This is a genomic window from Micromonospora avicenniae (assembly GCF_900156065.1).
In the GTDB taxonomy this organism is placed as follows: Bacteria; Actinomycetota; Actinomycetes; order Mycobacteriales; family Micromonosporaceae; genus Micromonospora; species Micromonospora avicenniae.
Genome location: NZ_FTNF01000022.1, coordinates 19,758 through 43,463, shown reverse-complemented (window position 1 = coordinate 43,463; position 23,706 = coordinate 19,758). Strand labels below are relative to the sequence as shown.

25 protein-coding genes are annotated in these 23,706 nt (G+C 72.4%); 7 read left to right on the top strand and 18 right to left on the bottom strand.

Annotated elements, in window-relative coordinates; all coding sequences use genetic code 11:
- Positions 1–40: 40 nt before the first annotated feature.
- From BXA10_RS25025 to BXA10_RS25005, 5 genes are all read right to left on the bottom strand, one after another.
- Positions 41–508 (bottom strand): hypothetical protein, encoded by a 468-nt coding sequence (locus tag BXA10_RS25025; protein WP_076473290.1) that lies wholly within the window; start codon positions 506–508, stop codon positions 41–43.
- On the bottom strand, positions 505–1,476 hold the full coding sequence (holA, locus tag BXA10_RS25020) for a DNA polymerase III subunit delta (RefSeq protein WP_076473289.1): 972 nt from the start codon (positions 1,474–1,476) through the stop codon (positions 505–507). The genes BXA10_RS25025 and holA overlap by 4 nt, the downstream gene beginning before the upstream one ends.
- A gap of 191 nt (positions 1,477–1,667) precedes the next feature.
- Positions 1,668–4,067: a ComEC/Rec2 family competence protein gene (locus BXA10_RS25015; RefSeq protein ID WP_076473288.1), complete on the bottom strand. Its 2,400-nt coding sequence runs from the start codon at positions 4,065–4,067 to the stop codon at positions 1,668–1,670.
- Positions 4,064–5,035, bottom strand: coding sequence for a ComEA family DNA-binding protein (locus BXA10_RS25010; protein WP_245828470.1), 972 nt, complete (start codon positions 5,033–5,035; stop codon positions 4,064–4,066). Before BXA10_RS25010 ends, BXA10_RS25015 begins: the two co-directional genes overlap by 4 nt.
- A gap of 518 nt (positions 5,036–5,553) precedes the next feature.
- The gene (locus BXA10_RS25005; protein WP_076473287.1) at positions 5,554–6,279 is read right to left on the bottom strand and encodes an alpha/beta hydrolase; all 726 of its coding nucleotides are present in this window, start codon (positions 6,277–6,279) and stop codon (positions 5,554–5,556) included.
- 182 nt (positions 6,280–6,461) lie between these two features.
- On the opposite strand from BXA10_RS25005, the gene BXA10_RS25000 reads away from it, so the two are divergent.
- Positions 6,462–6,860 (top strand): winged helix-turn-helix transcriptional regulator, encoded by a 399-nt coding sequence (locus BXA10_RS25000; protein ID WP_076473286.1) that lies wholly within the window; start codon positions 6,462–6,464, stop codon positions 6,858–6,860.
- Between the two features lie 262 nt (positions 6,861–7,122).
- Here the strand turns inward: BXA10_RS25000 and BXA10_RS24995 are convergent, their stop codons facing one another.
- The 4 genes from BXA10_RS24995 to nadD form a co-directional block, all read right to left on the bottom strand.
- On the bottom strand, positions 7,123–8,004 hold the full coding sequence (locus BXA10_RS24995) for a DegV family protein (RefSeq protein WP_076473285.1): 882 nt from the start codon (positions 8,002–8,004) through the stop codon (positions 7,123–7,125).
- A gap of 138 nt (positions 8,005–8,142) precedes the next feature.
- The gene (locus tag BXA10_RS24990) at positions 8,143–8,772 is read right to left on the bottom strand and encodes a histidine phosphatase family protein (protein WP_076473284.1); all 630 of its coding nucleotides are present in this window, start codon (positions 8,770–8,772) and stop codon (positions 8,143–8,145) included.
- Entirely contained in the window at positions 8,769–9,176 is a 408-nt protein-coding gene (gene rsfS / locus BXA10_RS24985; RefSeq protein ID WP_076473283.1) for a ribosome silencing factor, read from the bottom strand. The genes BXA10_RS24990 and rsfS overlap by 4 nt, the downstream gene beginning before the upstream one ends.
- Positions 9,177–9,285: 109 nt before the next feature.
- Positions 9,286–9,882: a nicotinate-nucleotide adenylyltransferase gene (gene nadD / locus BXA10_RS24980; RefSeq protein WP_076473282.1), complete on the bottom strand. Its 597-nt coding sequence runs from the start codon at positions 9,880–9,882 to the stop codon at positions 9,286–9,288.
- A gap of 222 nt (positions 9,883–10,104) precedes the next feature.
- Between nadD and BXA10_RS24975 the strand changes: the two genes are divergently transcribed.
- Positions 10,105–10,752, top strand: a complete 648-nt coding sequence (locus tag BXA10_RS24975) for a PadR family transcriptional regulator (protein WP_076473281.1) — start codon at positions 10,105–10,107, stop codon at positions 10,750–10,752.
- 258 nt (positions 10,753–11,010) lie between these two features.
- Entirely contained in the window at positions 11,011–12,216 is a 1,206-nt protein-coding gene (locus tag BXA10_RS24970; protein WP_076473280.1) for an FAD-dependent oxidoreductase, read from the top strand.
- Positions 12,217–12,329: 113 nt separating this feature from the next.
- On the opposite strand, the gene pepN is transcribed toward BXA10_RS24970, so the two are convergent.
- Positions 12,330–14,846 carry an aminopeptidase N gene (gene pepN / locus BXA10_RS24965; protein ID WP_076473279.1) on the bottom strand — a complete coding sequence of 839 codons (2,517 nt, stop codon included), beginning with the start codon at positions 14,844–14,846 and terminating at the stop codon, positions 12,330–12,332.
- A gap of 71 nt (positions 14,847–14,917) precedes the next feature.
- Here pepN and BXA10_RS24960 point away from each other — a divergent pair, with 71 nt between their 5' ends.
- Entirely contained in the window at positions 14,918–15,136 is a 219-nt protein-coding gene (locus BXA10_RS24960) for a DUF397 domain-containing protein (RefSeq protein ID WP_076473278.1), read from the top strand.
- An 88-nt stretch (positions 15,137–15,224) separates the two neighbouring features.
- Here BXA10_RS24960 and BXA10_RS24955 read toward each other — a convergent pair whose 3' ends face one another.
- Positions 15,225–15,650: a hypothetical protein gene (locus BXA10_RS24955; RefSeq protein ID WP_245828465.1), complete on the bottom strand. Its 426-nt coding sequence runs from the start codon at positions 15,648–15,650 to the stop codon at positions 15,225–15,227.
- A gap of 263 nt (positions 15,651–15,913) precedes the next feature.
- Between BXA10_RS24955 and BXA10_RS24950 the strand changes: the two genes are divergently transcribed.
- A complete protein-coding gene (locus BXA10_RS24950; RefSeq protein WP_076473277.1) occupies positions 15,914–17,161 on the top strand; it encodes a cytochrome P450 in 1,248 nt (415 codons plus the stop codon).
- 124 nt (positions 17,162–17,285) lie between these two features.
- On the opposite strand, the gene BXA10_RS24945 is transcribed toward BXA10_RS24950, so the two are convergent.
- The 3 genes from BXA10_RS24945 to BXA10_RS24935 are packed head-to-tail and all read right to left on the bottom strand — an operon-like array spanning position 17,286 to position 19,160.
- Complete coding sequence (locus BXA10_RS24945) at positions 17,286–17,927, bottom strand: DUF3618 domain-containing protein (RefSeq protein ID WP_076473276.1); 642 nt, start codon at positions 17,925–17,927, stop codon at positions 17,286–17,288.
- A complete protein-coding gene (locus BXA10_RS24940; RefSeq protein ID WP_076473275.1) occupies positions 17,924–18,373 on the bottom strand; it encodes a phage holin family protein in 450 nt (149 codons plus the stop codon). Before BXA10_RS24940 ends, BXA10_RS24945 begins: the two co-directional genes overlap by 4 nt.
- Before the next feature lie 31 nt (positions 18,374–18,404).
- Positions 18,405–19,160, bottom strand: a complete 756-nt coding sequence (locus BXA10_RS24935) for a hypothetical protein (RefSeq protein ID WP_076473274.1) — start codon at positions 19,158–19,160, stop codon at positions 18,405–18,407.
- A 256-nt stretch (positions 19,161–19,416) separates the two neighbouring features.
- Between BXA10_RS24935 and BXA10_RS24930 the strand changes: the two genes are divergently transcribed.
- Positions 19,417–19,899 carry a DUF4383 domain-containing protein gene (locus BXA10_RS24930; RefSeq protein ID WP_076473273.1) on the top strand — a complete coding sequence of 161 codons (483 nt, stop codon included), beginning with the start codon at positions 19,417–19,419 and terminating at the stop codon, positions 19,897–19,899.
- A gap of 169 nt (positions 19,900–20,068) precedes the next feature.
- Positions 20,069–20,728: a DUF6766 family protein gene (locus BXA10_RS24925; protein ID WP_076473272.1), complete on the top strand. Its 660-nt coding sequence runs from the start codon at positions 20,069–20,071 to the stop codon at positions 20,726–20,728.
- A gap of 64 nt (positions 20,729–20,792) precedes the next feature.
- Here the strand turns inward: BXA10_RS24925 and BXA10_RS24920 are convergent, their stop codons facing one another.
- The 4 genes from BXA10_RS24920 to rplU form a co-directional block, all read right to left on the bottom strand.
- On the bottom strand, positions 20,793–21,242 hold the full coding sequence (locus BXA10_RS24920; protein ID WP_076473271.1) for a GNAT family N-acetyltransferase: 450 nt from the start codon (positions 21,240–21,242) through the stop codon (positions 20,793–20,795).
- A gap of 70 nt (positions 21,243–21,312) precedes the next feature.
- On the bottom strand, positions 21,313–22,791 hold the full coding sequence (gene obgE, locus BXA10_RS24915) for a GTPase ObgE (RefSeq protein ID WP_076473270.1): 1,479 nt from the start codon (positions 22,789–22,791) through the stop codon (positions 21,313–21,315).
- 88 nt (positions 22,792–22,879) lie between these two features.
- Positions 22,880–23,134 carry a 50S ribosomal protein L27 gene (rpmA, locus tag BXA10_RS24910; protein WP_076473269.1) on the bottom strand — a complete coding sequence of 85 codons (255 nt, stop codon included), beginning with the start codon at positions 23,132–23,134 and terminating at the stop codon, positions 22,880–22,882.
- Between the two features lie 11 nt (positions 23,135–23,145).
- Positions 23,146–23,460: a 50S ribosomal protein L21 gene (gene rplU, locus BXA10_RS24905; protein ID WP_076473268.1), complete on the bottom strand. Its 315-nt coding sequence runs from the start codon at positions 23,458–23,460 to the stop codon at positions 23,146–23,148.
- Positions 23,461–23,706: the final 246 nt, after the last annotated feature.

Genomic DNA, 23,706 nt, shown 5'->3' with positions numbered 1-23,706 from the left:
CCGGTGACGGGTTTGCGCGACTTCGGGTGAGGTCAGCGGATCAGAGACCGGCGCCGGGACCGATGTCGCGACGGGCGGGCCTGGCGGCCTCGTTCGGATCCGGGCGGACGGCGGGGCCGAGCGGTTCCGCCGAGACCACGAGGCCGGGAACGCTGTGCGTGACCCACTCCACCCGGGCCCGTCCGACCACCGGTTCCATCTGCCGGCGGAACCGGTCGCGTTCCTGCTCCGGTACGAGCGCCGCGGAACGGACCACGACCGCGGCCACCACGTCGTTGAGCTTCACCATGACCGCCACGGCGGCCGGCAGGATCAGCACGGCCCACCAGCTGACCAGTTCAGCGAGGGCGAGCAGCACCGCCAGCGCCACCACTCCCTCGAAGAAGAGGAAGCAGAGCACCCCGCCGGGATTGACGAACCGCAGCCCCAGCACGCGCGCGTAGAGCGGCCGGTACTGCTCCTCGTCGGCTGGGAGAGTGGCCCACGCCGTGCGGGGCGGTCCGCTCACCGGGCGCCGCCCTGCCGAGCCGCAGCCATCGAGAAGACGGCGCGTTCCAGGGCGTACGCCCGGTCGTCGGAACCGCCCTTGACGGCCGCGTTGCACTCGGCGGCGGCCTGCATCGCCTGCGCCAGCCCCTCCGGCGTCCAGCCTCGGCCCTGCCGCTGCGCCCGCTCGATCTTCCATGCCGGCATGCCGAGCGTGCTCGCCAGCTGGTACGGGCTACCCCGTCCGGCGGACGCGACCCGGGCCACGGTACGGACGCCGTCGGCGAGCGCGTCGGCGATCGGCACCGGGTCGACCCCGACGTGCAACGCCCAACGCAGCGCCTCGAGGGCGGCCGGCACGTCGCCGATCATCGCGGCGTCCGCGACCGTGAAGCCACTCACCTCCACCCGACCCCGGTAGTACCGGGCCACCGTGTCCGCGCCGATCCGCCCGTCGGTGTCGGCGATCAGCTGGGAGCAGGCGGCAGCGAGTTCCCGCAGGTCGTTGCCGACCGCCGCGAGCAGCGCCTCGGCGGCGTCCTCGGTGCACTTGCCGCCACCCCGGCGAATCTCGTCGCGGACGAAGGCGACCCGGTCCCGGTGCCCCTTCAGCTTCGCCGCCGGCACCACCGTGGCGCCCGCCGCCTTCAGTCCGTCGGCGAACGCCTTTCCCTTGGCGGCGCCGAGGTGCAGGACGACCAGCTGCACGTCCGGGTCGGGGTTCTTCGCGTACGCCAGCAGGGCGGCGACCAGGTCCTTGCGGGCATCCTGACCGGCGCGGAGCACCAGCAGCCGCCGGCCGCCGAACAGCGACGGGCTGAGCATCTCGGCGACTTCGCCCGGGGTGAGCGCACCGGCCTGGTACTCGCGAACGTCCACGCCGGGGTCGACGCTGCGCGCTTTCGCGACGGCTTCGGTCACGGCGCGCGTGGCGAGCAGTTCCTCATCGCCGAGGACGAGCAGAATGGGGGCGAGGCTGGCGGGGGTCACGCGCCAATATTCGCACGGCCCGCTGCGGGATCGTGCCTGCTCACCGGCCGCTCAAGCGGCGGAGCCTGCACTCAACGCAAATCCCGGCATCCATCCTGATTCATTGCCAATTGGGACAAGGTGCCCCCGGATCCGTGCCGCCTGCCGCTCCGGAGAGCACGCGCAGCGCGTCACCGGGTCCGGCGGCCCGCTCACGGCTGCCGGCCGGCCGGCGTACCCCGGGCCACCACCGCGAGGCCGCCCTCGCCGTGAATGGCCGCCACATCACCGTCCGTGTCGGTACGCAGCACCCGCACACCGTCGCGGGCCAGCCGGGCGAGCAGTTCCGGATGCGGATGCCCGTACGTGTTGCCCGTGCCCACCGGCACCAGCGCCACGGCTGGGCGGACCGCCTCGAAGAACGCCGGGTCCTGATAGGCCGAACCGTGGTGCGCGATCTTCAACACCTCGGCACGCAGCGCGCCCTGCGGCAGCCGATCCAGCAGCGCGCGCTGCTCCTCCGATTCGGCGTCGCCGGGGAGCAGGATCCGGACCCCCGCCACCGTCACACGCAGGACCAGGGAGTTGTTGTTCGGATCAGATCTGGTGCCGCGAAGCGGATACGGCGGGCCGAGCACCACGAGTTCCGCACCACCCACCCGGTACGCCCAGCCGACGGACGCCGTCAACAGTCGGGCCCGCCCGGCGTCGGCCGTCGCCTTCACCAGACCCTGCCCACCCTCCGGCTCGTGCTGCGACGGAGTGAGTACGGCCGCCACCCGGCGCCCGTTGAACACCCCGGCGACGCCGCCGACGTGGTCTGCGTGGTAGTGGCTGACCACGAGCAGCGGCACCTCGCGGATCCCCAGGCGGCGTAGGCAACCGTCCACCGCCGCCGGTTCCGGCCCGGCGTCGACCACGACCGCCCGCCCCAGTGCCACCGGCAGCACGATGGCGTCACCCTGACCGACCGCGCACGCCACCACCACCCATCCCGACGGAGGCCAGCCTCGGGCGACCAGCCGTACCGGCAGGGTGCCCAGCACCGCCGCGACGGTCACCACCGCCACCAGTCGGCGCACCACCGGCCGCCGGACGGCGACCAGCAGTGCCACGGTCGACGCCGCCAGCAGCAGGGCACCCCACACCCCGCCCGGCCAGGGCAGCGTGCCCGCCGGCAGCCGGGCACCGTACCTGGCGACCAGTACCAGCCACCACGCCGGCCAGCTCGCCAGCCAGGCCGCGAACTCGGCACCGGCCGGCCAGAGCGGTGACACGGCGGCCGCCAGCACACCGAGCACAGTGGCCGGAGCTATGGCCGGCACCGCCAGCAGGTTCGCCGGCACGGCGACCACGCTGATCGTCCCGGAGATCCCGGCCACGACCGGCGTGCAGGCCAGCTGGGCGGCGGCGGGCACCGCGAGCGCCTCGGCCAGCCCCGACGGCACACCGCGGCGACGCAGGCTGTCGCGCCAACGCGGGGCGAGCAGCAGCAGTCCAGCCGTGGCCAGCACCGAGAGCGCGAAACCCGCGTCCCCGGCGAGGGCAGGGTCCACGAGCACCAGCACGGTCACCGCGGCGGCCAGGGCCGGGAGGGCTGCTCGGGGTCGACCGGCAGCCAGCGCGGCAAGCCCGATCGCGCCCATCGTCGCGGCGCGGACCACGCTCGGCGAGGGGCGGACCAGGATCACGAAGCCCACCAGGGCGACCCCGCAGAGAGCTGCGGCGAGCCACGGGCCCGCCCGGCACCAGCGGGCTAGCAGCAGCACCGCACCGACCACGATCGCCACGTTGGAGCCGGACACCGCGTTGAGGTGGGTCATCCCGGTGGCCCGGAAGTCCTCTTCGACGGTGGGCAGCAACCGGCTGGTGTCGCCCACCACCAGACCGGGCAGCAAACCACCCTGCTCGTCGGGGAGCGGCGCGCAGGCACGCTGCAGCCCGGCGCGGAGCGATCCGGCGGCACGCTGAGCCCACGACGGTGCGCCCCGCCGGACCGGCGGCCCGCTGGCGCTGAGCACGGCCGCCGTGAGGTCGCCGCCCCGCGCGACGCCGAGCCGCCCCTGGGCGGTCAACCGCTGCCCCGGCAGCAGCCCCCGCCAGGCCGGGTTCGCGGCCAGCACCAGTACCTGGACCGGCGCGCTGAGCCGCCGGCCGTCCGACTCGGTGAGAGTGACCAGCTCGGCGGTGACCAGCAGGGTGGCCGGGCGACCGGGAGTGCCGCTGACCGGCCGGGGATCGTCGCGGACCACGAGTTCGGCGGTGATGCTCGCGCGCTGCTCCGCGAGGGACCGCAGTGCCTCGGCGTCGCGTACGGCCAGCCGGGCGGCGCCGGCCGTGCCACCGCAGACGATGCCGAGGCCCACCGCGACGGCGATCCAGCCGTACCGCCGGGCGCGCCGACCGGGGCGTCCGAGCAGGCCGACCAGGTGCAGCGCGCCGGCTGCGGAGAAGACGCCCGCCAGCACCGCGGCCACCAGCACCGTCGCCGCACCGAGGTGCAGCCCGGCCAGCGCCGTGAGCCAGGCCGCCACCGCGAGCCCGGCCAGCCGCAGATCTGGCACGCCGCCGGCCACGATCGGGTCGTCGCTTCCGCCTGGTGTCGCCCTCACACCGTCACCAGTTCCTTGAGCTGCTCGTAGCGGGCGTCGCCGATGCCGTCGACCTGGCGGAGGTCGCCGACCGACTTGAAGCCGCCGTGCTGCTCCCGGTGGGCGAGGATGCGTTGCGCGAGCACCGGGCCGACCCCGGGCAACGCGTCGAGGTCCGCCAGGGTCGCCGTGTTGAGGTTGACCGGCGCGCCGGCGGCCGGTCCGGCACCCACAGCCGGCGCTCCGCCGGCGACGGGTTGCCCGGCAGGGGCGGGCGGCGGGGTCACCCCGACTACGATCAGCTCGCCGTCGGCGACCTTGCGGGCCGGGTTGAGAAGCGCCACGTCCACCCCCGGCAGCGCCCCGCCCGCCGCCTCGACGGCGTCGGCGAGACGAGCGCCGACCGGCAGCCGCACCAGCCCGGGGCGGCGGACCTTGCCGGCGACCGCGACCACCAGTTCGGCGCTCGGACTCGCCATTGGTTCGACGACGCCGTCGGCCACCGGGACGGTGGTGCCGGCCACGGGCGGAACCGGCTCCGCCTGCGGTCGCGACCGCCAGGCCCAGAACCCGGCGGCCACCACCACCAGCACGGCGACGGCCGCCAGCGCGCGCACCCCGCGCCGCCCCGGGTCGAACGCCCCTGGGCCGGGCAGCCGGCGGGCGGCCGTCGACTCCGATCCGCCCGGCACCGACGACTCGCCCGCGACGACGCCAGCCGGCGAGGTGGACCCGGACTCCAGTGGCCGGCTGTCAGCGAAGGCCGGCCGCATCAGCCGATCGACGTTCGAACCGGCGAGTAGGTCGGCTCCGGAGTCGGACATCTGCTCGGCGGACAGCCCGCCGGGCACCAGCGCGGCAGACGGCCCGCCGGGCACGGCTGCCGCAGGGGACGCCGGCAACGGGTCGACGGACACCGACCCGGGCGGCGGTTGCGCGGTCAGCCGCAGCAGGCGTCGGCGTACCACGGTCTCGTCGTCGTGTGACACGGCGTGACGCTACGGCGACACTCCATCTCCGCGCGGCTCGCAGTTCGCCACCTGTGGACGGTCGCCTACTTGTGGACAACGCCCCGATCATGGCGGCATCTGCTAGGCAGGCCACCGCCACCGTCGCTGCGTTGCTCCAATGGTTGTGAACTAATGCCTCACTATCCGGAGTCAACGGCGGTGGCGGGTGCGGACGCCACGAGAGCCGGTGACCTGCGCGGACTACAGCTCGGATACGCGAGACCGTGCGCCTACCTGCGCCAGCGCCGGATCATGAGCACGATCCCGATCAAGGCCGACCAGGCGGCCAACCGGCGTAAGCGAGGTCGGCGCGGCGGGCGCGAGTATGCGTTCGAGACCACGCACTACAAGCAGCGTCACGCAGTCGAGCGCGGGATCAGCAACCTCAAGCGACACCGCGTGTCGGTATCACTACGACAAGCTCGCTGTCCGCTACGAGGCCACCGTGCAGATCGCCGCCGCCAATGGCTGGTCATAACCCACTTTGAAGGCACAGCCTAGGCGAGCTTGAGAAGCAGTTCGCTGAGTTCGGCCGGCATGGTGATCATGCAGTCGTGGCCGGTCGGCAGCTCCCAGACCTGCGCGGCAGTCCCGTTGGGTTGGATCGGGGGGACGGGGCGACGGGTCACGCCCGCCGGCATAGCGCCGACATTGTGGATGTGGGTGCGGGGGATCGCGTTCACAGCTGGGTTGTTCAGCCGCACCGGCTGCTGCAGACAGCGCACCGGCTGGTCCGAGAGCATCCCACGCAGCCAGGCAACGTCCGCCGGGTCTGTGACGCCGAACAGGCCGAAGGGCGCGGGCTGCTCGGGCATCGGCGGCACGCGCCAGCCGCTCTCGGATTTCTCGGCGAGCTCGATCAGTTGCCGTGTCACAGGTTGGACGTCGACCGCGGACTCGCCGTCCTCCGGGACCATCGCGTCGAGGTAGACCAGGTGCGCGATGCGTTCCGGAATCTGGTTTGCCGCGGAGGAGATCACCAGCCCTGCGTAGCTGTGGCCGACGAGTACGACGTCACTGAGGTTCTCCTCGGTGATCAGCCCGACCACGTCGTCGACGTGCGTATCGAGCCCCACCTCTGGACCGAGTAGGTGCGCCTTGTCGCCATAGCCGGTCAGGGAGGGTGCGAACATCCGGTGCCCGGCGGCCTCCAGCAGCGGCACCACCCGCTCCCAGCACCGTCCGCTGTGCCAAGCACCGTGCACCAGCAGAAATGTTGACATGAGTGAATCAGTCTTCCTTCCCAGAAGCAGAAGAGCACGGCCAAGCGCATGCCGCCGGCTCGCGGCTCCTGCGGTTACCATTCGTGCCCCGGTACTGTTTGAGTACCAAGAGCATGCTGGTGCACGTGACGCACCGGTGGCAATAAGGCACTTTTCGGTGCCCCGGTTCTCTGGAGGTGACCATGGACGTGACACACGGGGATCCGCCGCCGGCGGCGCAGCCCAGCGACGCGTGCCGGACCCGGGTGGTGCTCGACATCGTCGGTGACAAGTGGTCGCTACTGGTCGTGCGCAACCTCAAAAACGGACCGCGCCGTTTCACCGAGCTCAAAAAGGCCATCGACGGAATCAGCCAGCGCATGCTCACCGTGAAGTTGCGCAGTCTGGAGCGTGACGGAATCCTGACACGCACCGTTCACAACGTGATGCCGCCGCATGTCAGCTACGACCTCACCGAGATGGGCATCACCCTCCGCGAGGCCACCGCACCCCTGCTCGAATGGAGCGTCGCGCACCTCGCTCAGATCGACGATGCCCGCGCCGCCTACGACGCCCGCACGGACACACAAGTGGCCTCGTAGCGGACGGCGAGTCGATTTCACCCGACAATCCCACTTCGAAGACCCGGCCTCGGGACGGTGTCGAAGTCGCTGGCCGGCCACGGGGCGGGCCCGGACGACGACCGGCGGCGCCGGCGGGCGGCCGGGTCGACCCGGCCGCGGGCGAGGCACCAGGCAAGACCCTGCTTCGATACAACACCGGTGTCCGGAGCCGTCTGGACTCCGCCTCCTCGACCGAGGACCTCGACACGGGCAATGGGGCAGTCATCCGTGCCCCCGGCGGTCAGGGCCGGCCGGCGTCACCGGCGGGCGCCGGGTCCGACCGGCGGTGCACGACGACCCCGGCCAGGCCCGGTCCCGCGTGCGCCGCGACGACGGCACCGGCCTCCGACACGTACGTCTCGCGCACCTGGTCGCCGAGCCGTTCGGTCAACGCGGCGAGCAGCGCCGCCGCCCGGTCCGCGGCGGCGAGGTGGTGCACGCCCAGATCGACCTCGGCATCGCCGGCCGCCTCGACGGCCAGGTCGACCAGGCGGGCCACGCCCCGGCTGGCCGTACGCACCTTCTCCCGCAGCACGATCGCCCCATCGGGCATGTGCATGATCGGCTTGACCGACAGCGCGGTGCCGAGCAGTGCCTCAGCCGCGTTGATCCGACCGCCACGGCGGAGGAACTCCAGCGTGTCCAGGTAGAAGTAGATGGTGGTCCGGGCCGCGGCGTCGACCGCGGCGCGACGTACCCCGTCGAGATCCGCGCCCTGTGCTGCGGCCGCGGCGGCCGCGAGCACCGGGAAGCCCAGCCCCATGCCGGTGGAGCGGCTGTCGACCACGGCGACCCGGCCGTTCAGGCCGTCGGCCGCGAGTCGGGCCGCCTCGACCGTGCCGGACAGTTCCGCCGACAGGTGCACCGACACCACACCGTCCGCGCCGGTGTCGAGCAGGCGGCGGTACGTCTGCGCGAACTGCTCGGGGGCGGGGCGGGAGGTGCTCGCCGTCAGCCGGCGGGCACCGAGTGCCCTGGTCGCGTCGGTCGGCGAGACCTCCACCCCCTCCAGCCCTTCCGCGCCGTTGAGCACGACGGTCAAGGGCACCACGGTCAGCCGGTGGGCACGCACCAGCTCGGCCGGGAGATAGGCGGTGGAGTCGGTGACGACCGCGACGGGCATGTCCGGCACGCTAGCCCATGCCGTCCGACAGGACGAGGCCGCGCGTCACGAGAGCGCGGGCGGCCGCTCATGGGCTGGGTCGTGGCGCAGCCGATCCGGACCGGGCACGGCCGTCTGAGCCGGCGAGACGGCGTCGGCTCAGACGGCGTCGGCGACCACCGGGGCGACGACCAGGCCGGCGTTGTGCGCCCGCAGGTGCCAGCCCCGTACGTCGTCGTGGCGCAGCTCCGTCCAGTGGCAGTTCTGCAGCGAGCCCACCGTTCGCAGCACGGATGCGTCCCAGCCGAGCAGGTGTCCCACGCCCTGCCGCGCGCCGCCACCGTGCGTGGCGACCACGACGGTGCCGCCCGGAGCGGCGGCCGCGGCAGCGGTGAGGGCGGCCCCGACCCGCTTGCCGAGATCGTGCAGCGTCTCGATCTCGGCACCCGGGTCCGGGTCCCCGGCGCGCCAGCGGGCGTACTCGTCGGGAAAGCGCTCGGCGACCTCGGTGAGGGTGAGGCCCTGCCAGCGCCCGAAGTAGCGCTCCCGCAGCCGGGCGTCGCTGGCCACCGGCAGTCCGGTCACGGCGGCGAGCGCGGCAGCGGTGTCAGCGGCTCGGCTGAGGTCGCTCGCCACTATGGCGTCCGGGCGCAGCGCGGCGAGCAGCGGCGCGGACGCGCGCGCCTGATCCCGCCCCAGGTCGTTCAGGGGTACGTCGGTCTGACCCTGGACCCGGTTGGCGGCGTTCCAGTCGGTGTTGCCGTGCCGCCAGACGATCAGCCGGGTCATTCGGCCGCGGAGCCGGCGCCGGACTCGGCGTCGACCAGGGCCCGGTCGACGAACGGGATGGTCGGGCAGTCCTTCCACAGCCGGTCGAGGGCGTAGAACTCACGCTCCTCGGTGTGCTGGACGTGCACCACGACATCGACGTAGTCGAGCAGCACCCACCGGCCGCCACGCTCGCCCTCCCGCCGCACCGGCTTGGCCTTCTCAGGCAGCTCCAGCAGGCGTTCCTCGATGGCGTCGACGATGGCGAGCACCTGACGCTCGTTGGGGGCGGCGGCGAGCAGGAACGCGTCGGTGATGGCGAGCTGGTCACCCACGTCGATGATGACGATGTCCTGCGCCTTCTTGTCGGCGGCGGCCTGCGCCGCGGCGGTCGCCAGCTCGTACGCGCGTTCGGAAACTGTCACCGTTCTCCTTCGATCAACCGTGCGACCTCTCAAGCGTCTCACACGTCGCGTCGTCGAGGCTCGTCAGTTCTGGCCGTTAACCCCCTGAATCAGGGGCATACCGGGCTTATCACCGCTGGTAGAGACCTCGCTTGGCGATGTACTGCACCACACCATCCGGCACCAGGTACCAGACCGGCTCCCCCCGTGCGACGCGCGCACGGCAGTCGGTCGAGGAGATGGCCATGGCCGGCACCTGCACGAGACTGACCGTGTCGGCGGGCAGGTGCTTGTCGGTGAGCTCGAAGCCCGGCCGGGTCACACCGATGAAGTGCGCCAGTTCGAAGATCTCGTCCAGGTCCTTCCAGGAGAGGATCTTCTCCAGCGCGTCCGCTCCGGTGATGAAGTAGAGCTGGACCTTGGGGCCGTACGCGGCGTGCAGGTCCCGGAGCGTGTCGACGGTGTACGTCGGGCCACCGCGGTCGATGTCGACGCGGCTCACCTGAAAGCGCGGGTTGGAGGCGGTGGCGATCACCGTCATCAGGTAGCGGTCCTCGGTCGGGCTGACCGGCGTGTCGGTCTTCTGCCATGGCTGACCGGTGGGCACGAAGACCACCTCGTCCAGCCCGAACCGGTCCGCCACCTCGCTCGCCGCGACCAGGTGCCCGTGGTGGATCGGGTCGAAGGTGCCACCCATGATCCCGATCCGCCGGATATCTTCCTCCACCCAGTGATCGTAGGCCGGAGGCCGCCGCGAGCACCCTCGGTGGTGACGTGGTCCGCACCACGCGCGCCCGCCGGGCCGCCCGGGGACGCGACGATCAACGGCAGCCGTGCCACCCGGCTCGCTCTGCACCCACGGCTCCGTGAAGTCAAAGACGTTGCGCTCGCCACACTCGGATCCGTATACTCGTCTACAAGTAATCGTGAACGAAGGAAGGGAGGGCCCGTGCCGAAGCAACGCCGAGTCGGCAACCTGCTCGCCCTTGCCGTGCTGTCCGCCCTCGCCCAGCGGCCCATGCACCCGTACGAGATCGCCACGACCCTGCGCGCCTGGGGCAAGGACCAGGACATGGACATCAAGTGGGGGTCGTTCTACACGGTGATCCGCAACATGGACCGGCACGGCCTGATCGAGGCCGTGGAGAGCGTGCGCGCAGGCCGGCGCCCCGAGCGCACGGTCTACCGGATCACCGACGAGGGCCACGCGGAGATGCGCGACTGGGCGCGGGAGCTGGTGTCCACCCCGGAGCCGGAGCATCACCGGTTCCGGGCCGGGCTCAGCGTGCTGGCCGTCCTTCCGCCCGACGAGGTGGTGGCGCTGCTACGTCAACGCCTCTCGAAGCTGGAGGAGACCCTCCAGGCCGGGCGCGACAGCCTCGCGGAGTACCAGCGGCAGCTCCCCCGGCTGCTTCTGGTCGAGTCCGAGTACGAGCTGGCCATCCAGGAGGCCGAGGCCGCCTGGGTCCGCGACCTGCTCGCCGAGTTCACCGCCGGCACCTATCCAGGGCTCGACCAGTGGCGCACCTTCCACGAGACAGGTGAGCTGCCACCCGAACTGACCGGACCCACCGAGAGGGGCGACGCGACGCAGTGAGACGGACGGCCCCGGCGCGGTGCGCCAACACCGCGCCGGGGCGCATACCTCGGCACCGCACCTGGGAAGGTGCTCGGCCCCGAAGCGGCAATCACGAGGATAGCCGGGCTTCCCTCCCAGGTAGGTGCGCCAAGGCGGACAGCGACGACACCGTCGGTGCCGCCACGCACGCCGACACAGCACGTCGGCGCGACCACGCACGCACCGACGACACCGCGTCGGTGCCACGCACCCGCATCGACCACCAGGGAGAGGAACATGACGACAGTTGAAACCGCCATCGTCATCGGCGGCGGGATCGCCGGCCCGGTGACCGCGCTCGCACTGAACCGAGCGGGCATCACGGCGACCGTCCACGAGGCGTACCCGAGCACCGCCGACGGCATCGGCGGCACCCTCGCACTCGCCCCCAACGGCGTCGCCGCGCTGGGCGCCGTCAACGCCGACCGTGCGGTCACCGCGATCGCGACCCCCGTCCACCGCTCGGTGATGGCCTTCGGCCGGAAATCCGTCGAGCTGCCGGGCCTGGCCGACACACCGCCGCCGCGGGTGGTCCACCGAGCCGAACTCCATCGGGCGCTGCACGACCACGCCGTCGCCGAGGGCATCGTGATCGAACACGACAAACGCCTGGTCGACGTACGGGAGGGCGGGGACGGCGTCACGGCGCTCTTCGCCGACGGCAGTACCGCCACGGCCGACGTCCTCGTCGGCGCCGACGGAATCCGCTCCACGGTGCGTACGCTCATCGACCCGGCCGCGCCGGGTCCCCACGGCACCGGCCTGCTCGGTTTCGAGGCGGTCGCCCGGCACGAGGTGTCCGCCGAACCGGGCACCATGACGTTCGCCTTCGGCCGGCAGGCGTACTACCTCTACTGGCCGGAGCCGGGCGGCGGCACGCGCTGGGGAGCGAACCTGCCGCAGGAGCATCCGATGACGCTCACCGAGGCGCGCGCGGTGCCCCCGCAGGAGTGGCTGCGCCGGCTCCGCACCGCGTACGGCGACGACGACCCCGGCGCCCAACTCGTGGGTACGACCGACCCCGAGAGCCTCCAGACGGTGGGCTCCCTGCTGATCATGCCCCCGGTGCCGCGCTGGCACCGTGGCCGGATGGTGCTGGTGGGTGACGCGGCGCACGCGCCGTCGAACAGTTCCGGCCAGGGCGCGTCGCTGGCGATCGAGAGCGCCGTGCAACTCGCCCGCTGCCTGCGGGATCTGCCCGACGTCCCGTCGGCCTTCGCCGCGTACGAACGGCTTCGGCGGGCCCGGGTGGAGCGGATCGCCGCACGGGCGGCACGGATCAACCACACCAAGGCACCCGGTCCGCTGGCCAGGACGCTCATGCCGATGCTCATGCCGCTGCTCATGCGGACCGCCATGAACCCGGAGCGGACGCTGGGCCCCGAGCAGCGCCACGTCATCGACTGGGACGCGCCGGTCACCACCGAGCCGGCGTTGCGCTGACGGCCCCAGGGGTGCGCACCTGGGGGTGCGCACCCCGCCACCGAAGCACCCCGCCGCCGAAGCATCCGGTCGCCGGGGCGCCCGGTCGGCGGGGCGGCGCGTCCGAGGGTGGGTCAGGCGGTGGCGGCCGCGACCGCCGTGCGGACGATCAGCGCCCGGCGCAGGTCGTCGTCCGCATCGGTGACCACCCGGCGCAGGCCGGGCGTCAGGTCGTCGCGAGCCAGCAGCGCCGCCGCCGCCTCCCGGGTGGGCTGCGCCACCGCGTAACGGGGAAAGGCGAGGCCGGCGACCCGGTCGGCGGTCCAGGGAGTACGCAGCCGCGCGGTGGCCGGCATGTCGGCGAAGTACCGGTCGACGTACGGCGAGGTCAGCTCGGCCTGCTCGGGTTGCCAGAAGCCTTCCGCGGCCGCCTCCACCAGCCGATTGGAGAGCTCCGTGTTGCTCACCACGATCTCCCAGGCGGCGCGCTTGGCGTCCGCGTCAGGGAGCGCGGCGCGGCACCGGGCGGCCTGTTCGGCGCCGGCCGCGCTGCGGTCGGCCGCGGCCTCGGCAACGATCTCCGGCTCGCCGGCCGCACCGAGCACGACCAGGCGGCGCAGCACCGCCCAGCGCAGCTCGGCGTCGACGGACAGTCCCGCCGGCACCGCCCGGCCGGCGAGCCAGCCGACCAGCAGGTCGGTGTCGGTGGTGGCGCTGATCAGCCCGCGCGCGGCGGCGAGTTGAAGCGACCCGCCGGACGGCGCGCCGCGCAGCAGGGTGGCGCAGGCCTCCGCGATCAGGGCGAGCGACGCCTCGCGGGTCGCCGCGTCGAGATAGCGGTCGACCAGCGACCGGCTCTGCGCCAACAGGTCCTCGGCGATGATCACCTCGGTCTCGGCGGGAAGCGCCGCGGCGATCAGCGAGACCAGCCCGCTCACCGGCCGCTCCCCGTCGGTCGCCGCGTCCAAGGCCTCCCGCCAGAGCAGCGCCCGGGCCAACGGATCGGCCAGACCGGGCAGCACCAACGGCACGGCGTCCGCCGAGGCGGGGTCGAGGCGCACCTTCGCATATGTGAGGTCACCGTCGTTGGGCAGTAGCAGTCTGGCGGCCGGGAGGCCGGTCAGCTCGTCCAGCACCGTCCGGCCGTCCGGCGCGTCGGCGGCCACGTCCACCTCGATGCGGTCGACCGTGCCGTCGGCGGCGTACCGGCCGACGCCGATGCGGTGCGGACGCAGCACCGGGTGCGACTCGGGCGCGGTCTGCACCACTGCGACTTCCCGGTAGCGCCCGTCCGCGTCTACGGTCACCTCGGCTCGCAGCGTGTTCACCTGCGCCTGGCGCAGCCAGCGCTCGGCCCAGTCGGCGAGGTCACGACCGCTGGCCGCCGAGAGGTTGGCGAGCAGGTCGGCGAGCGTCGCGTTGCCGAACCGGTGCGTCGCGAAGTGGCGGTTCAACCCGGCCAGGAATGCCTCGTCGCCCAGCCAGGCGACCAGCTGTCGCAGCACGCTCGCGCCCTTGGCGTACGAGATGCCGTCGAAGTTCAACAGGCCCTCCGCCGCGTCGACCACCTCGTGCGGGGCGACCGGGTGAGTGGAGGGGCGCTGGTCGGCCGCGTACCCCCACGCCTTCCGGCGCAGGGCGAACGTGGTCCACGCCCGGTCGAACCGGGTCGCCTCCGCGGTCACCCGGGTGCCCAGGTAGTCGGCGAAGGACTCGTTGAGCCAGAGGTCGTCCCACCAGCGCATGGTGACCAGGTCACCGAACCACATGTGCGCCATCTCGTGCGCGATGGTGGTGGCCCGCCGCTCACGCTCGGTGTCGGTCACCGCGGACCGGAACACGAGGTCGTCGCGGAAGGTGACCAGGCCGGGGTTCTCCATGGCACCGGCGTTGAACTCCGGCACGAACGCCTGGTCGTACTTGCCGAACGGATAGCGCTCGGTGAACAGCTCGTGGAACCGGTCGAAGCTCTGCTTGGTGACGGTGAAGATCTCGTCGGCGTCGGCGTCGAGGTGCTCGGCCAGCGACCGGCGGCAGTAGACGGCGAGCGGGATCCCGTCGTGCTCGTCCCGCCGGACGTGGTACGGCCCCGCGATCAACGTGAAGAGGTACGTGGAGAGCGGCCGGGTCGGGGCGAACTCCCAACGCCCGGGCCGGGGCGTGGCGACGACCTGTTCGTTCGCCGCGACCGTCCACTCCTCAGGTGCGGTGACGGTGAGCGTGAACGACGCCTTCAGGTCGGGCTGGTCGAAGGCGGGGAAGATGCGCTGCACGTCGTCGAGGAACGACATGGCGTAGAGGTAGGTCTCCCCGTCAGCCGGGTCGACGAAGCGGTGGAGGCCCTCACCCGTGTTCGAGTACGCCATCTCCGCCTCGACAATCAGCGTGTTGCGCTCCCGCAGCCCGCTCAGAGGGAGCCGGTTGTCGGTCAGCAGCGCGGGGTCGAGGTCCTCGTCGTTGAGGCGTACCGCCAGCAGCTTCGCGGGCTTCACCTCGGCGAACGTGTCGACGCCGGGAACCGCCCGGAACCGGATCGTCACGTGCGAACGGAACAGCTCCGGGCCACCGGTCAGGTCGAGGTCCACTTCGTAGGACTCGACGGTAATCGCCGCGCCACGCGCGGTCGCCTCTACACGGGTAAGGCTGGGCATCCGCTTATCCTGCCCGATAGGGATCCATATGTGCTTCCCGCCTTCGACCCGTGTGCACTGGAGGAATGACCATGGCTCAGCACCCCAAGGGAGACTTCGACCTGTCCCGGGCGGTCTGGCAGCGGGCCGAGAGTGACACCTCCGACAGCGCCGTGGAGGTTGCCTTCGTCGACGACCTGATCGGCATGCGCAACTCCGCCGAGCCGGACGGGCCGGTCCTGGTCTTCACGCAGGCCGAGTGGGACGCGTTCGTCGCCGGCGCCCAGGACGGCGAGTTCGACCTGGCCTGAGGCCAGCTCCGCACCGGGCCTGACCGACGCGGGTCCGGCGAAGGAGCGGTGCGGGTTCGCCGCGCCGCCCTCCGCCCGGGTAACCGGGTCACGAGTCACCGTCGCCCCAGCCGAGCCCGCCCGGTCCGGGAGCGTGGTGGAAGCCGGGGTGACCGGCCACATCGACGCAGTGCTCACCGTCCGGGCCGACCGCGCCGCAGAAGAGTCGCTCGGCCCGGTGCCAGGCATCGGCCGCCGAGAGGGCTGCCGCACCGAGTGCCAGTTCGGGCCGGAGCAGGCTCAGCGCCTCGGCGTAACCGACGGCCAGTTCGCGGGCCTGCGCCAGGCCGGCCGCGACGAAGCCCAGGTGCACCGTGAAGTGCCGAGGTGGCGGGGCGGGCCGCCGTGGCGGCGCGATCAGCGGGGTCTCCGCAGCACCCGACGCCAGGTCGAGCGGGCGGCCGCCCGCCCTGCCCGGCCCGCCGCCGGGCGCACCGGTCGTCCGCCGCCACCGCGACGAGCTGTTCCCCCGCATTTCCGCCTCCCCGTGATCCGTGTGCCCGCCGGCGTACCCGCTCGCAGCGCCGGACGGCGCTCCACGGGCTGAGCCGCTCACCGCAGCCAACCAGGTTTCCGCGCTCCTGGGAGGGGCCAGCGGATGTCGTGATCCGCTGGCCCCTCCCCCGACGACCACCCACCATCTCCCGTACGCCCGCTCGGGATTCAGCACCCCCGGACCCGGGTAGACGACAGGGGCCGAGGGGGCCGCCCCGCCGCCACCCGCGTCAGGAGGGCCCGATGGCGAGCATCCCGACCGACCGGAGTCCGGACAGCAGCCTCGCGCTGCTCCGCGAGGGTTACCGTTTCATCGGCGCCCGCTGCGACCGGCACGGCGGCGACATCTTCCAGACCCGGCTGCTGCTGCGGCGCACCATCTGCCTGCGCGGGCGGGACGCCGCGACGCTCTTCTACGGCGCCGACCGCTTCGCGCGGGCGGGTGCCATGCCGTTGCGGGTGCAGCGGACGCTGACCGGGCGCGGCGGGGTGCAGGGCCTCGACGACGCCGCGCACCGCGAGCGCAAGGCGATGCTGATGTCGCTGATGACACCGACCGCGATCCGTCACCTGGGCCGGCTCTTCGACGACGAGTGGGCGGCCCGCCTCTCCCGCTGGGAGCAGGCGGGAACCGTCGTGCTCTATCCGGAGCTGGGCCGGATGCTCACCCGGGCGGTCTGCGCCTGGGCCGGCGTGCCCTTGACCGATGCGCAGGTCGACCGGCGCACCGCAGACCTGCACGCCATGATCGGGGGTGGGGCGTCGGTCGGGCCGGGGCACTGGCGAGGGTTGCTCGCCCGTCGCCGGGGCGAACGTTGGCTGGCCGAGCTCGTCGACAGAACCCGCCGAGGCACGTTGCCCGCCCCCATCGGGAGCGCGCTGCGGGTGATCGCCGAGCACCGTGACGAACAGGGCCGGGTCCTTCCCCGCGGGATCGCCGCCGTCGAACTGCTCAACCTGCTGCGGCCGACCGTCGCCATCGACCGGTTCATCGTGTTCGCCGCGCTCGCCCTGCACGACCACCCCGCCTGGCGGCAACGGGTCCGCGACGACGACACGGCCACCGAGAGCCTCGTGCAGGAGGTCCGGCGGTACTACCCGTTCTTTCCGGCGGCCGCCGCGCGGGTCCGGCGCTCCTTCGACTGGCGGGGGTACCACTTCCCGCAGGGCCGGCGGGTGCTGCTGGACCTCTACGGCACCAACCACCATCCGGCGCTCTGGCCCGAACCCGAACGATTCCGTCCGGAGCGCTTCGACGGCCACCGGCCGAACCCGTTCGGTCTGATTCCGCAGGGCGGCGGGGAACACGCCACCGGTCATCGCTGCGCCGGAGAGTGGATCACCATCGAGTTGATGAAGCGCGCGGTGACCAACCTGACCAGCAGGATGCGGTACGACGTGCCACCCCAGGACCTGGCGGTGAGCCTGCGCCGGATGCCGGCGCTGCCGCCGAGCGGATTCGTCATCACCGGCGTACGTCGCGCCGCCTGACCGGTTCCCCTCCCGGACCCGGAATCTCGGGCCGCACCGACCTGGGGCATCCGCGACAGCTCGCGGCCACTGCTCTCCGGCGATGCCGGCAGGTGACCGCGAGCCGCGGCGGACGACCGGTCGGTCAGTTCCGGCGGACCTGCCGCGCCTGTTCCTTCACGTCGTGCCCGGCCGAGCGGGTGTCGTCCCTGATGGTCGAGGCCGCCTGCCGCGCGGTCTCCTTGACCGACCGGGTGGCGTCCTCGGCGGGTTCCCGCAGCTCCTCCTTGAGCTCGCTCGCGACCTCGGTCAGCTTCTCCGTGACGGCGCCGCCGTGCTGCGTGGCCTTCTCCCGGACCTGGGTGGCCAACTGCTGCTCGCGACGCGTCGCCGGAACGAGCGACGAGGCAAGCCAGCCCACGCCGAAGGCGATGAGACCGGCCGCGAGCGGGTTGCCCTCCGACTTCTGCCGGATGACGCGCGGTGCGCGTTCGGCGGCGTCACTCACCGTGGAGCCGGCCGAGTGCGCTGCATCGCCGACGGTGGAGGCGGCCGACGCGGCCAGCTCGCCCATCGAATGCGCCGCCTGGCCGGTGCCGTGGCCGATGTCCGACGCGGTTCCCATGACGCTGTCCCTCACCTTCTGCAAGGCGGTACGAGCCCGCTGCTTGCGGTCGTCGACGATCCGGGCGGGACTGACCTTGTAGGCCAGCGCGTCCACATCGGAGCTCAGGTTGTTGCGGGTGGCTTCGATCTCCCGGCGGATCTGGTCGGGGTCGGTGCTCATCGGGTGACTCCCTCCGGGTGGGGCTTGAGCGCGTCGGGGATCCGCTGCACGCTGTCGCTGGTCCGCGTGAGTCCGCGTACGCGCCGCGCGTGCCGCTTGGCCGTCGAGTAGAGGAGCGCGGCGATCGCCGCCCAGATGACGGCCACGATCAGCCCTGCCCAGCCGCCGTCCATCACGTTGGACAGGCCGGCCCAGAGCGCGAGCGAGAGGAACAGCGCGACCATGTAGCCGCCGAAGCCGGCGCCGCCGAAGAGGCCGGCGGCCTTGCCCGCCCTGCGGCCCTCCTGCCGGATCTCGGCCTTGGCCAGCTCCACTTCCTGCCGCATCAGGGTGGACAGGTCGGTGGTGACCTCACGCAGTAGCTCGCCGAGTGAACTGCCCCGGACCTCGTCCGCGGTGCGCGTGCTCCCGCCGTCCGGTCCGGCTGCCTGCGTGGGCGTGCTCATGCCGCCACCTCCCCTCGTCCGCTCGGGGCGCTCACGGACGCACCGCCCCACTCGACGGCACCCCGGGCAGCGGGTCGGTGCGGGTCGGCGGCGGCAGCGGCTGACCGGTCCCGCCAGGCGGATCGGCGTAGCTGGTGGTGGTGGCTGGGTCGGGGTACCCGGTCGGGGCCGGGTCGACGTAGCCGCCCGGTGGCGCCTGCTGCCGCACGTGCTGCGGAGTCGGCAGGACGGCGGTCCGGTCCGGGTCGTCGTCGTACCCGCTGCGGTCCTGCTGCCCGGTGTCGCCGGCGGCGGAGAGGTTGCGGGTCAGCCGGCCGGCGAGCACGCCGAGCACGGCCGCGCCGACGAGGAAGGTGCCGGGGCTGCGCCGGGCGTAGTCGCGCACCTCGGTGATCAGGTCGCCGGGCTCGCGCGACTCCAGCCAGCCGGCGACGCCGTGCACCCGGTCGGCAGCCTGGCGGGCCAGTTCACTCACCGGGCCGGCCTGGCCGCCCTGCTCGGCCATCGCACGCATCTCGTCGGCCAGCGAGCGCAGCCCGCCGGCGGCTCGGTGCTGCTGCTCACCGGCCTGCGCGGCGAGCTGGGTGCGGGCCTCCCCGTAGAGGTCGCGGGCCTGCCGGACGGTTTCCCGGCCGACCTCACGGCCCTGTTCCCGGGCGGTCCCGGCAACCACGCCGCCCGCGTGCGCGGCCTCAGAACCGACCTGGCGGGCCTGCTCGCGCACGCCGCCGCCGTTGGCCGAGTCCTGACCGTACGGGGAGGCAGTGGGTGACAGATCGTAGGTCATGATGTCCCTTCCGCTCGAAGAAGTCGTCGCGGTGGTTTTGGGGGATGCGGCGATGTTCGTCACCGCTGTCGGATCACCTACCCTGCGTCGTCCCGTCCACACCTGTTCCGGCATTCCGCTGCGCCGCGGGGCACCTCGACTACAAAATTGAGGACCGTCGGGCTGTGTCACGTCACCACCTCGGACCACGAGGTGAACGCTCCTCACGACCGGCGCCCGACGACCGCGGGCGAGACGAACCTCGGAGGTGGCATCGATGGCACGGGACGCGCGCGGCGGCCGACCGGCCGGGCCCAAGCCCCGGGTGCAACTGGCTGCCGTAGCGGTCGCCGTGGTCTTTCTCCTGGTAGGCGCGCTGGGCTTCGTTCCCGGTGTGACCACCGGCTACGACCAGCTGTACGGCGCGGGGCACCAGTCGGGCGCGAAGCTGTTCGGCGTGTTCCAGATCTCGATCCTGCACAACGCGGTGCATCTGTTCTTCGGCCTGCTCGGCCTCGTGATGGCCCGCAGTCTCGCCGGTTCCCGGCTCTACCTGGCCGGCGGCGGCGCGGCCTACCTCGGCATCTGGCTCTACGGGTTCGCGATCAACCAGCACGGCGCGGCCAACTTCCTGCCGGTGAACAACGCCGACAACTGGCTGCACCTCGGGCTGGGCTTCGGCATGCTCGTCCTCGGGCTGCTGCTCTCCAACCGGTACGGCACCGGCGGACGCCTGGACACCCCCGCCGATCGCCGTTGACGTCCCGACGCCACCGGTACGCCTCGCGCGGCCCCCCGACCGCTCGGTCACTCCTGTCCGTCGCCGCCACCCGATCGGGTGCTGCCCGCGCCGGCCGGCGCTGGTCCGGTTTGCCCGCTGAGCCCACTGGGCAACGGACAGTTGCCGGATCACCGCCGAGGAGGTCGAGATGCCGCGCTGGTTGCGGGACAACGCCCTGGCAGTCGCCATGTTCGGGGCCTTCTTCGTCTTCCTCGCACTGCAGAGCGTATTCGGCTGGCAGAGCCACAACGAGGAACTGGCCGAGTTCGGGGCCGCCCCGCTGAACTGGCCGGCGTACCTGTCCACCGGCCACTTCGTTGAGGCGATCTTCGAGAACTGGGAGTCGGAGTTCCTCCAGATGGGCGGCTATGTCCTGCTCACCGCGTACCTGGTGCAGCGGGGTTCGGCGGAGTCGAAGCCGGAGGGCCAGAGCGACCGGCCCGAGGACGACGAGCGCCGCGCCACTCCGGCCTCACCCTGGCCGGTGCGCCACGGCGGACTGCCGCTCGTGATCTACCGGAACAGCCTCGCCCTCGCGCTACTACTGATCTTCGCCGGCTCGTTCGTCGGGCACCTGCTCGGCGGCACCGCGCAGTACAACGCGGAGCAGGCGCTGCAGAGCGGCGCTCCCCCGGTCAGTGCCCTCCAGTTCCTCGGCACCAGCGACTTCTGGTTCCAGTCGATGCAGAACTGGCAGAGCGAGTTCCTGGCGGTCGGCACCCTGATCGTGTTGAGCATCTTCCTGCGTCAGCACGGGTCCCCGGAGTCGAAGCCGGTCACCAGGGCGCACGCCGAGACCGGCGCCTGAGCCGTACCCGGGCCGCGGCTCGGCACCGGCGTGGCGCACGAGCCGCCCGAGCGCCGGGGGCAGGTCAGGCCAGCACCGGCAGACGCTTGGCGAAGCAGACGCTGTACGGATTGCCGACGTACTCGCCGTAGGCCGGGATGGGCTCGTACCCGCACGAGGTGTAGAGACCGACCGCCGCCGGCAGGTACGTGCCGGTCTCCAGGCGGACGCTGCTGTGCCCCTGCTGGTACGCCAGTTCCTCCAGCGCCGCCAGCAACTGGCGGGCGATTCCCCGACCCCGGTACGCCGGCCGGACGTACATCCGCTTTATCTCGCCGGATTCCTCGTCGAGGGCCTGGACGCCGCCGCACGCGACCGCCCGACCGTTGACCACGACGGCGAGATACCGGATGTCGTCGTGGGTCTGGGTCACCTGCCCGTCCAACCCGCCGTCGGCTTCCCGCAGCTCACGCTGCTGGGCCGTGACCAGGGCGGCGACCTCCGGATCGGTGGCGGCGCGGGACTCGATCAACATCGCTTCACGGTAGGCCGGGCGGATTTCCGCCAGGTTTCCGCAAACCGACCCGATTGCGGACGGTACCGGGCTATTCGGAGTCCTCGACCTCGTCCGCCACGTCGGTCTCGACCTCGTCGGCCACGTCCGTCCCGATCTCGTCGGCGGGCCGTTGCCGGCGCGCCTTGCGGGCGGCCAGCCGCTCAGCCGCCGAGGCGCGCGTCGGCTTCTCTTCCAACCGCTGGTCGGCGCCGCGTACGCCGGGAACGAACTCGGCACCGGCGTAGAGCGTCGGCTGCCAGTCGAACTCGCGCTCCCCGATGCGGACCAGGTCACCGGGCTGGGCGCCGGCCTTCGCCAGCTTCTCCTCGACGCCGAGCCGGGCCAGCCGGTCGGCGAGGTAACCGACCGCCTCGTCGTTGTCGAAGTTCGTCTGCCGGACCCAGCGCTCCGGACGCGCCCCGCGGACGGTGTAGGAGCCGTCCGTTTCCGCCTCGATCGTGAAGCCGGTGTCGTCCACGGCGGCCGGCCGGATCACGATCCGGGTCGGCTCGATGATCGGCGTCGCGGCGCGGGCACCCTCGACGAGTTCCGCCATGGCGTACGTGAGTTCCTTCAGCCCCTCGCGGGTGGCGGTGGAGACCTCGAAGACCCGGAGCCCACGCGCCTCCAGGTCCGGCCGGACCATCTCGGCCAGGTCCCGGCCGTCCGGTACGTCGATCTTGTTGAGCGCCACCAGCCGGGGCCGGTCCGTCAGGCCGCCGTACTCGTTCAGCTCGGCCTCGATGGCATCGATGTCGGCGAGCGGGTCCCGGCCGAGCTCCAGGGTGGCGGTGTCGATGACGTGCACCAGCACGGCGCATCGCTCGATGTGCCGGAGGAACTCCAGGCCGAGGCCCTTGCCGCTGGCCGCACCGGGGATCAGGCCGGGCACGTCGGCGACGGTGAAGGTGTGGTTGTCGACCCGGACCACGCCGAGGTTGGGCACCAGCGTGGTGAACGGGTAGTCGGCGATCTTCGGCTTGGCCGCGGAGATCACGGAGATGAGCGAGGACTTGCCGGCCGACGGGAAACCGACCAGGCCGACGTCGGCGACGCTCTTCAGCTCCAGCACCACGTCGAGCGTCTCGCCCGGCTCGCCGAGCTCGGCGAAGCCCGGCGCCTTGCGCCGGGAGTTGGCCAGCGAGGCGTTGCCCCGGCCACCCCGGCCGCCGCGCGCCGCCTCGAAGGTCGTGCCGGCGCCGACCAGGTCGGCGAGCACCGTGCCGTCCTGGCTCTGCACCACGGTGCCGCTGGGGACCTTGAGCACCAGGTCGGTGCCGTTCGCACCGTCCCGGTGCGATCCGGCGCCACCCTTGCCGTTCGGCGCCTTGACGTGCGGGCGGAAGTGGAAGTCGAGCAGGGTGTGCACCTGCGGGTCGACGACCAGCGTCACGCTGCCGCCGTGCCCGCCGTTGCCGCCGTCCGGCCCGCCGAACGGCTTGAACTTCTCCCGGTGGATCGAGACACAGCCGTGCCCGCCGTCGCCGGCCTGCAGGTGCAGGACGACCCGGTCAACGAACGTCGTCACGCTGTCAATCCTTCCAGCGGGGAGCGCCCCGCACGAGAAAAGCGAAGCGGGCCGGGACACCAGGTCCGCGGCCCGCTTCGCCGGAAAACTACTGCTGCGGCACGATGCTGACGGTCTTACGACCGCGCTTGGTGCCGAACTGGACCGCACCGTCGGACAGCGCGAAGAGCGTGTCGTCCCCGCCACGGCCGACCAGGTCACCCGGGTGGAACTTGGTGCCACGCTGCCGGACGATGATCTCGCCGGCGCTGACCACCTGGCCACCGAAACGCTTCACGCCGAGCCGCTGGGCCGCGGAGTCACGGCCGTTACGCGAGCTGGACGCACCCTTTTTGTGAGCCATCTGAGGACGACCTACTTCCCGCTGGAGATGCCGGTCACCTTGACCTGGGTCAGCGGCTGGCGGTGACCCTGGCGCTTGTGGTAGCCGGTCTTGTTCTTGAACTTGTGGATCCGGATCTTGGGGCCCTTGGTGTGCGCGGCGATCTCGCCGGACACCGCGACCTTGGCGAGCTGCGCCGCGTCGGTCACCAGGTCGTCACCGTCGACGAGGAGCACCGCGGCCAGCTGCACCGCGTCGCCGGGCGCGCCGGCGAGCTTCTCGACCTCGATCACGTCGCCCTCGGCGACCTTGTACTGCTTGCCGCCGGTCTTGACGATCGCGTACATCGGAGGCGGACTCCCTGTCGTTGAGGCTGCTGGTGGTCGTCCCCACGGCGGCTCGCCGGGTAGCAGTGGCACGGCGGCGCGGGCACGCGGGAACTCGGCACACAAGAGTGCGCCGCAGGCAAGCGTACGCCATGCCCGCCCCGCAGCCCAAACCGGCCCGCGGATCAGCCCGGACAGAGCCGGTCGAGGCGCTGCTGGAGGCGGTCCAGCTCGGTCTCGTCGAGCGGTCCTTGGCCCGGTCGTTCT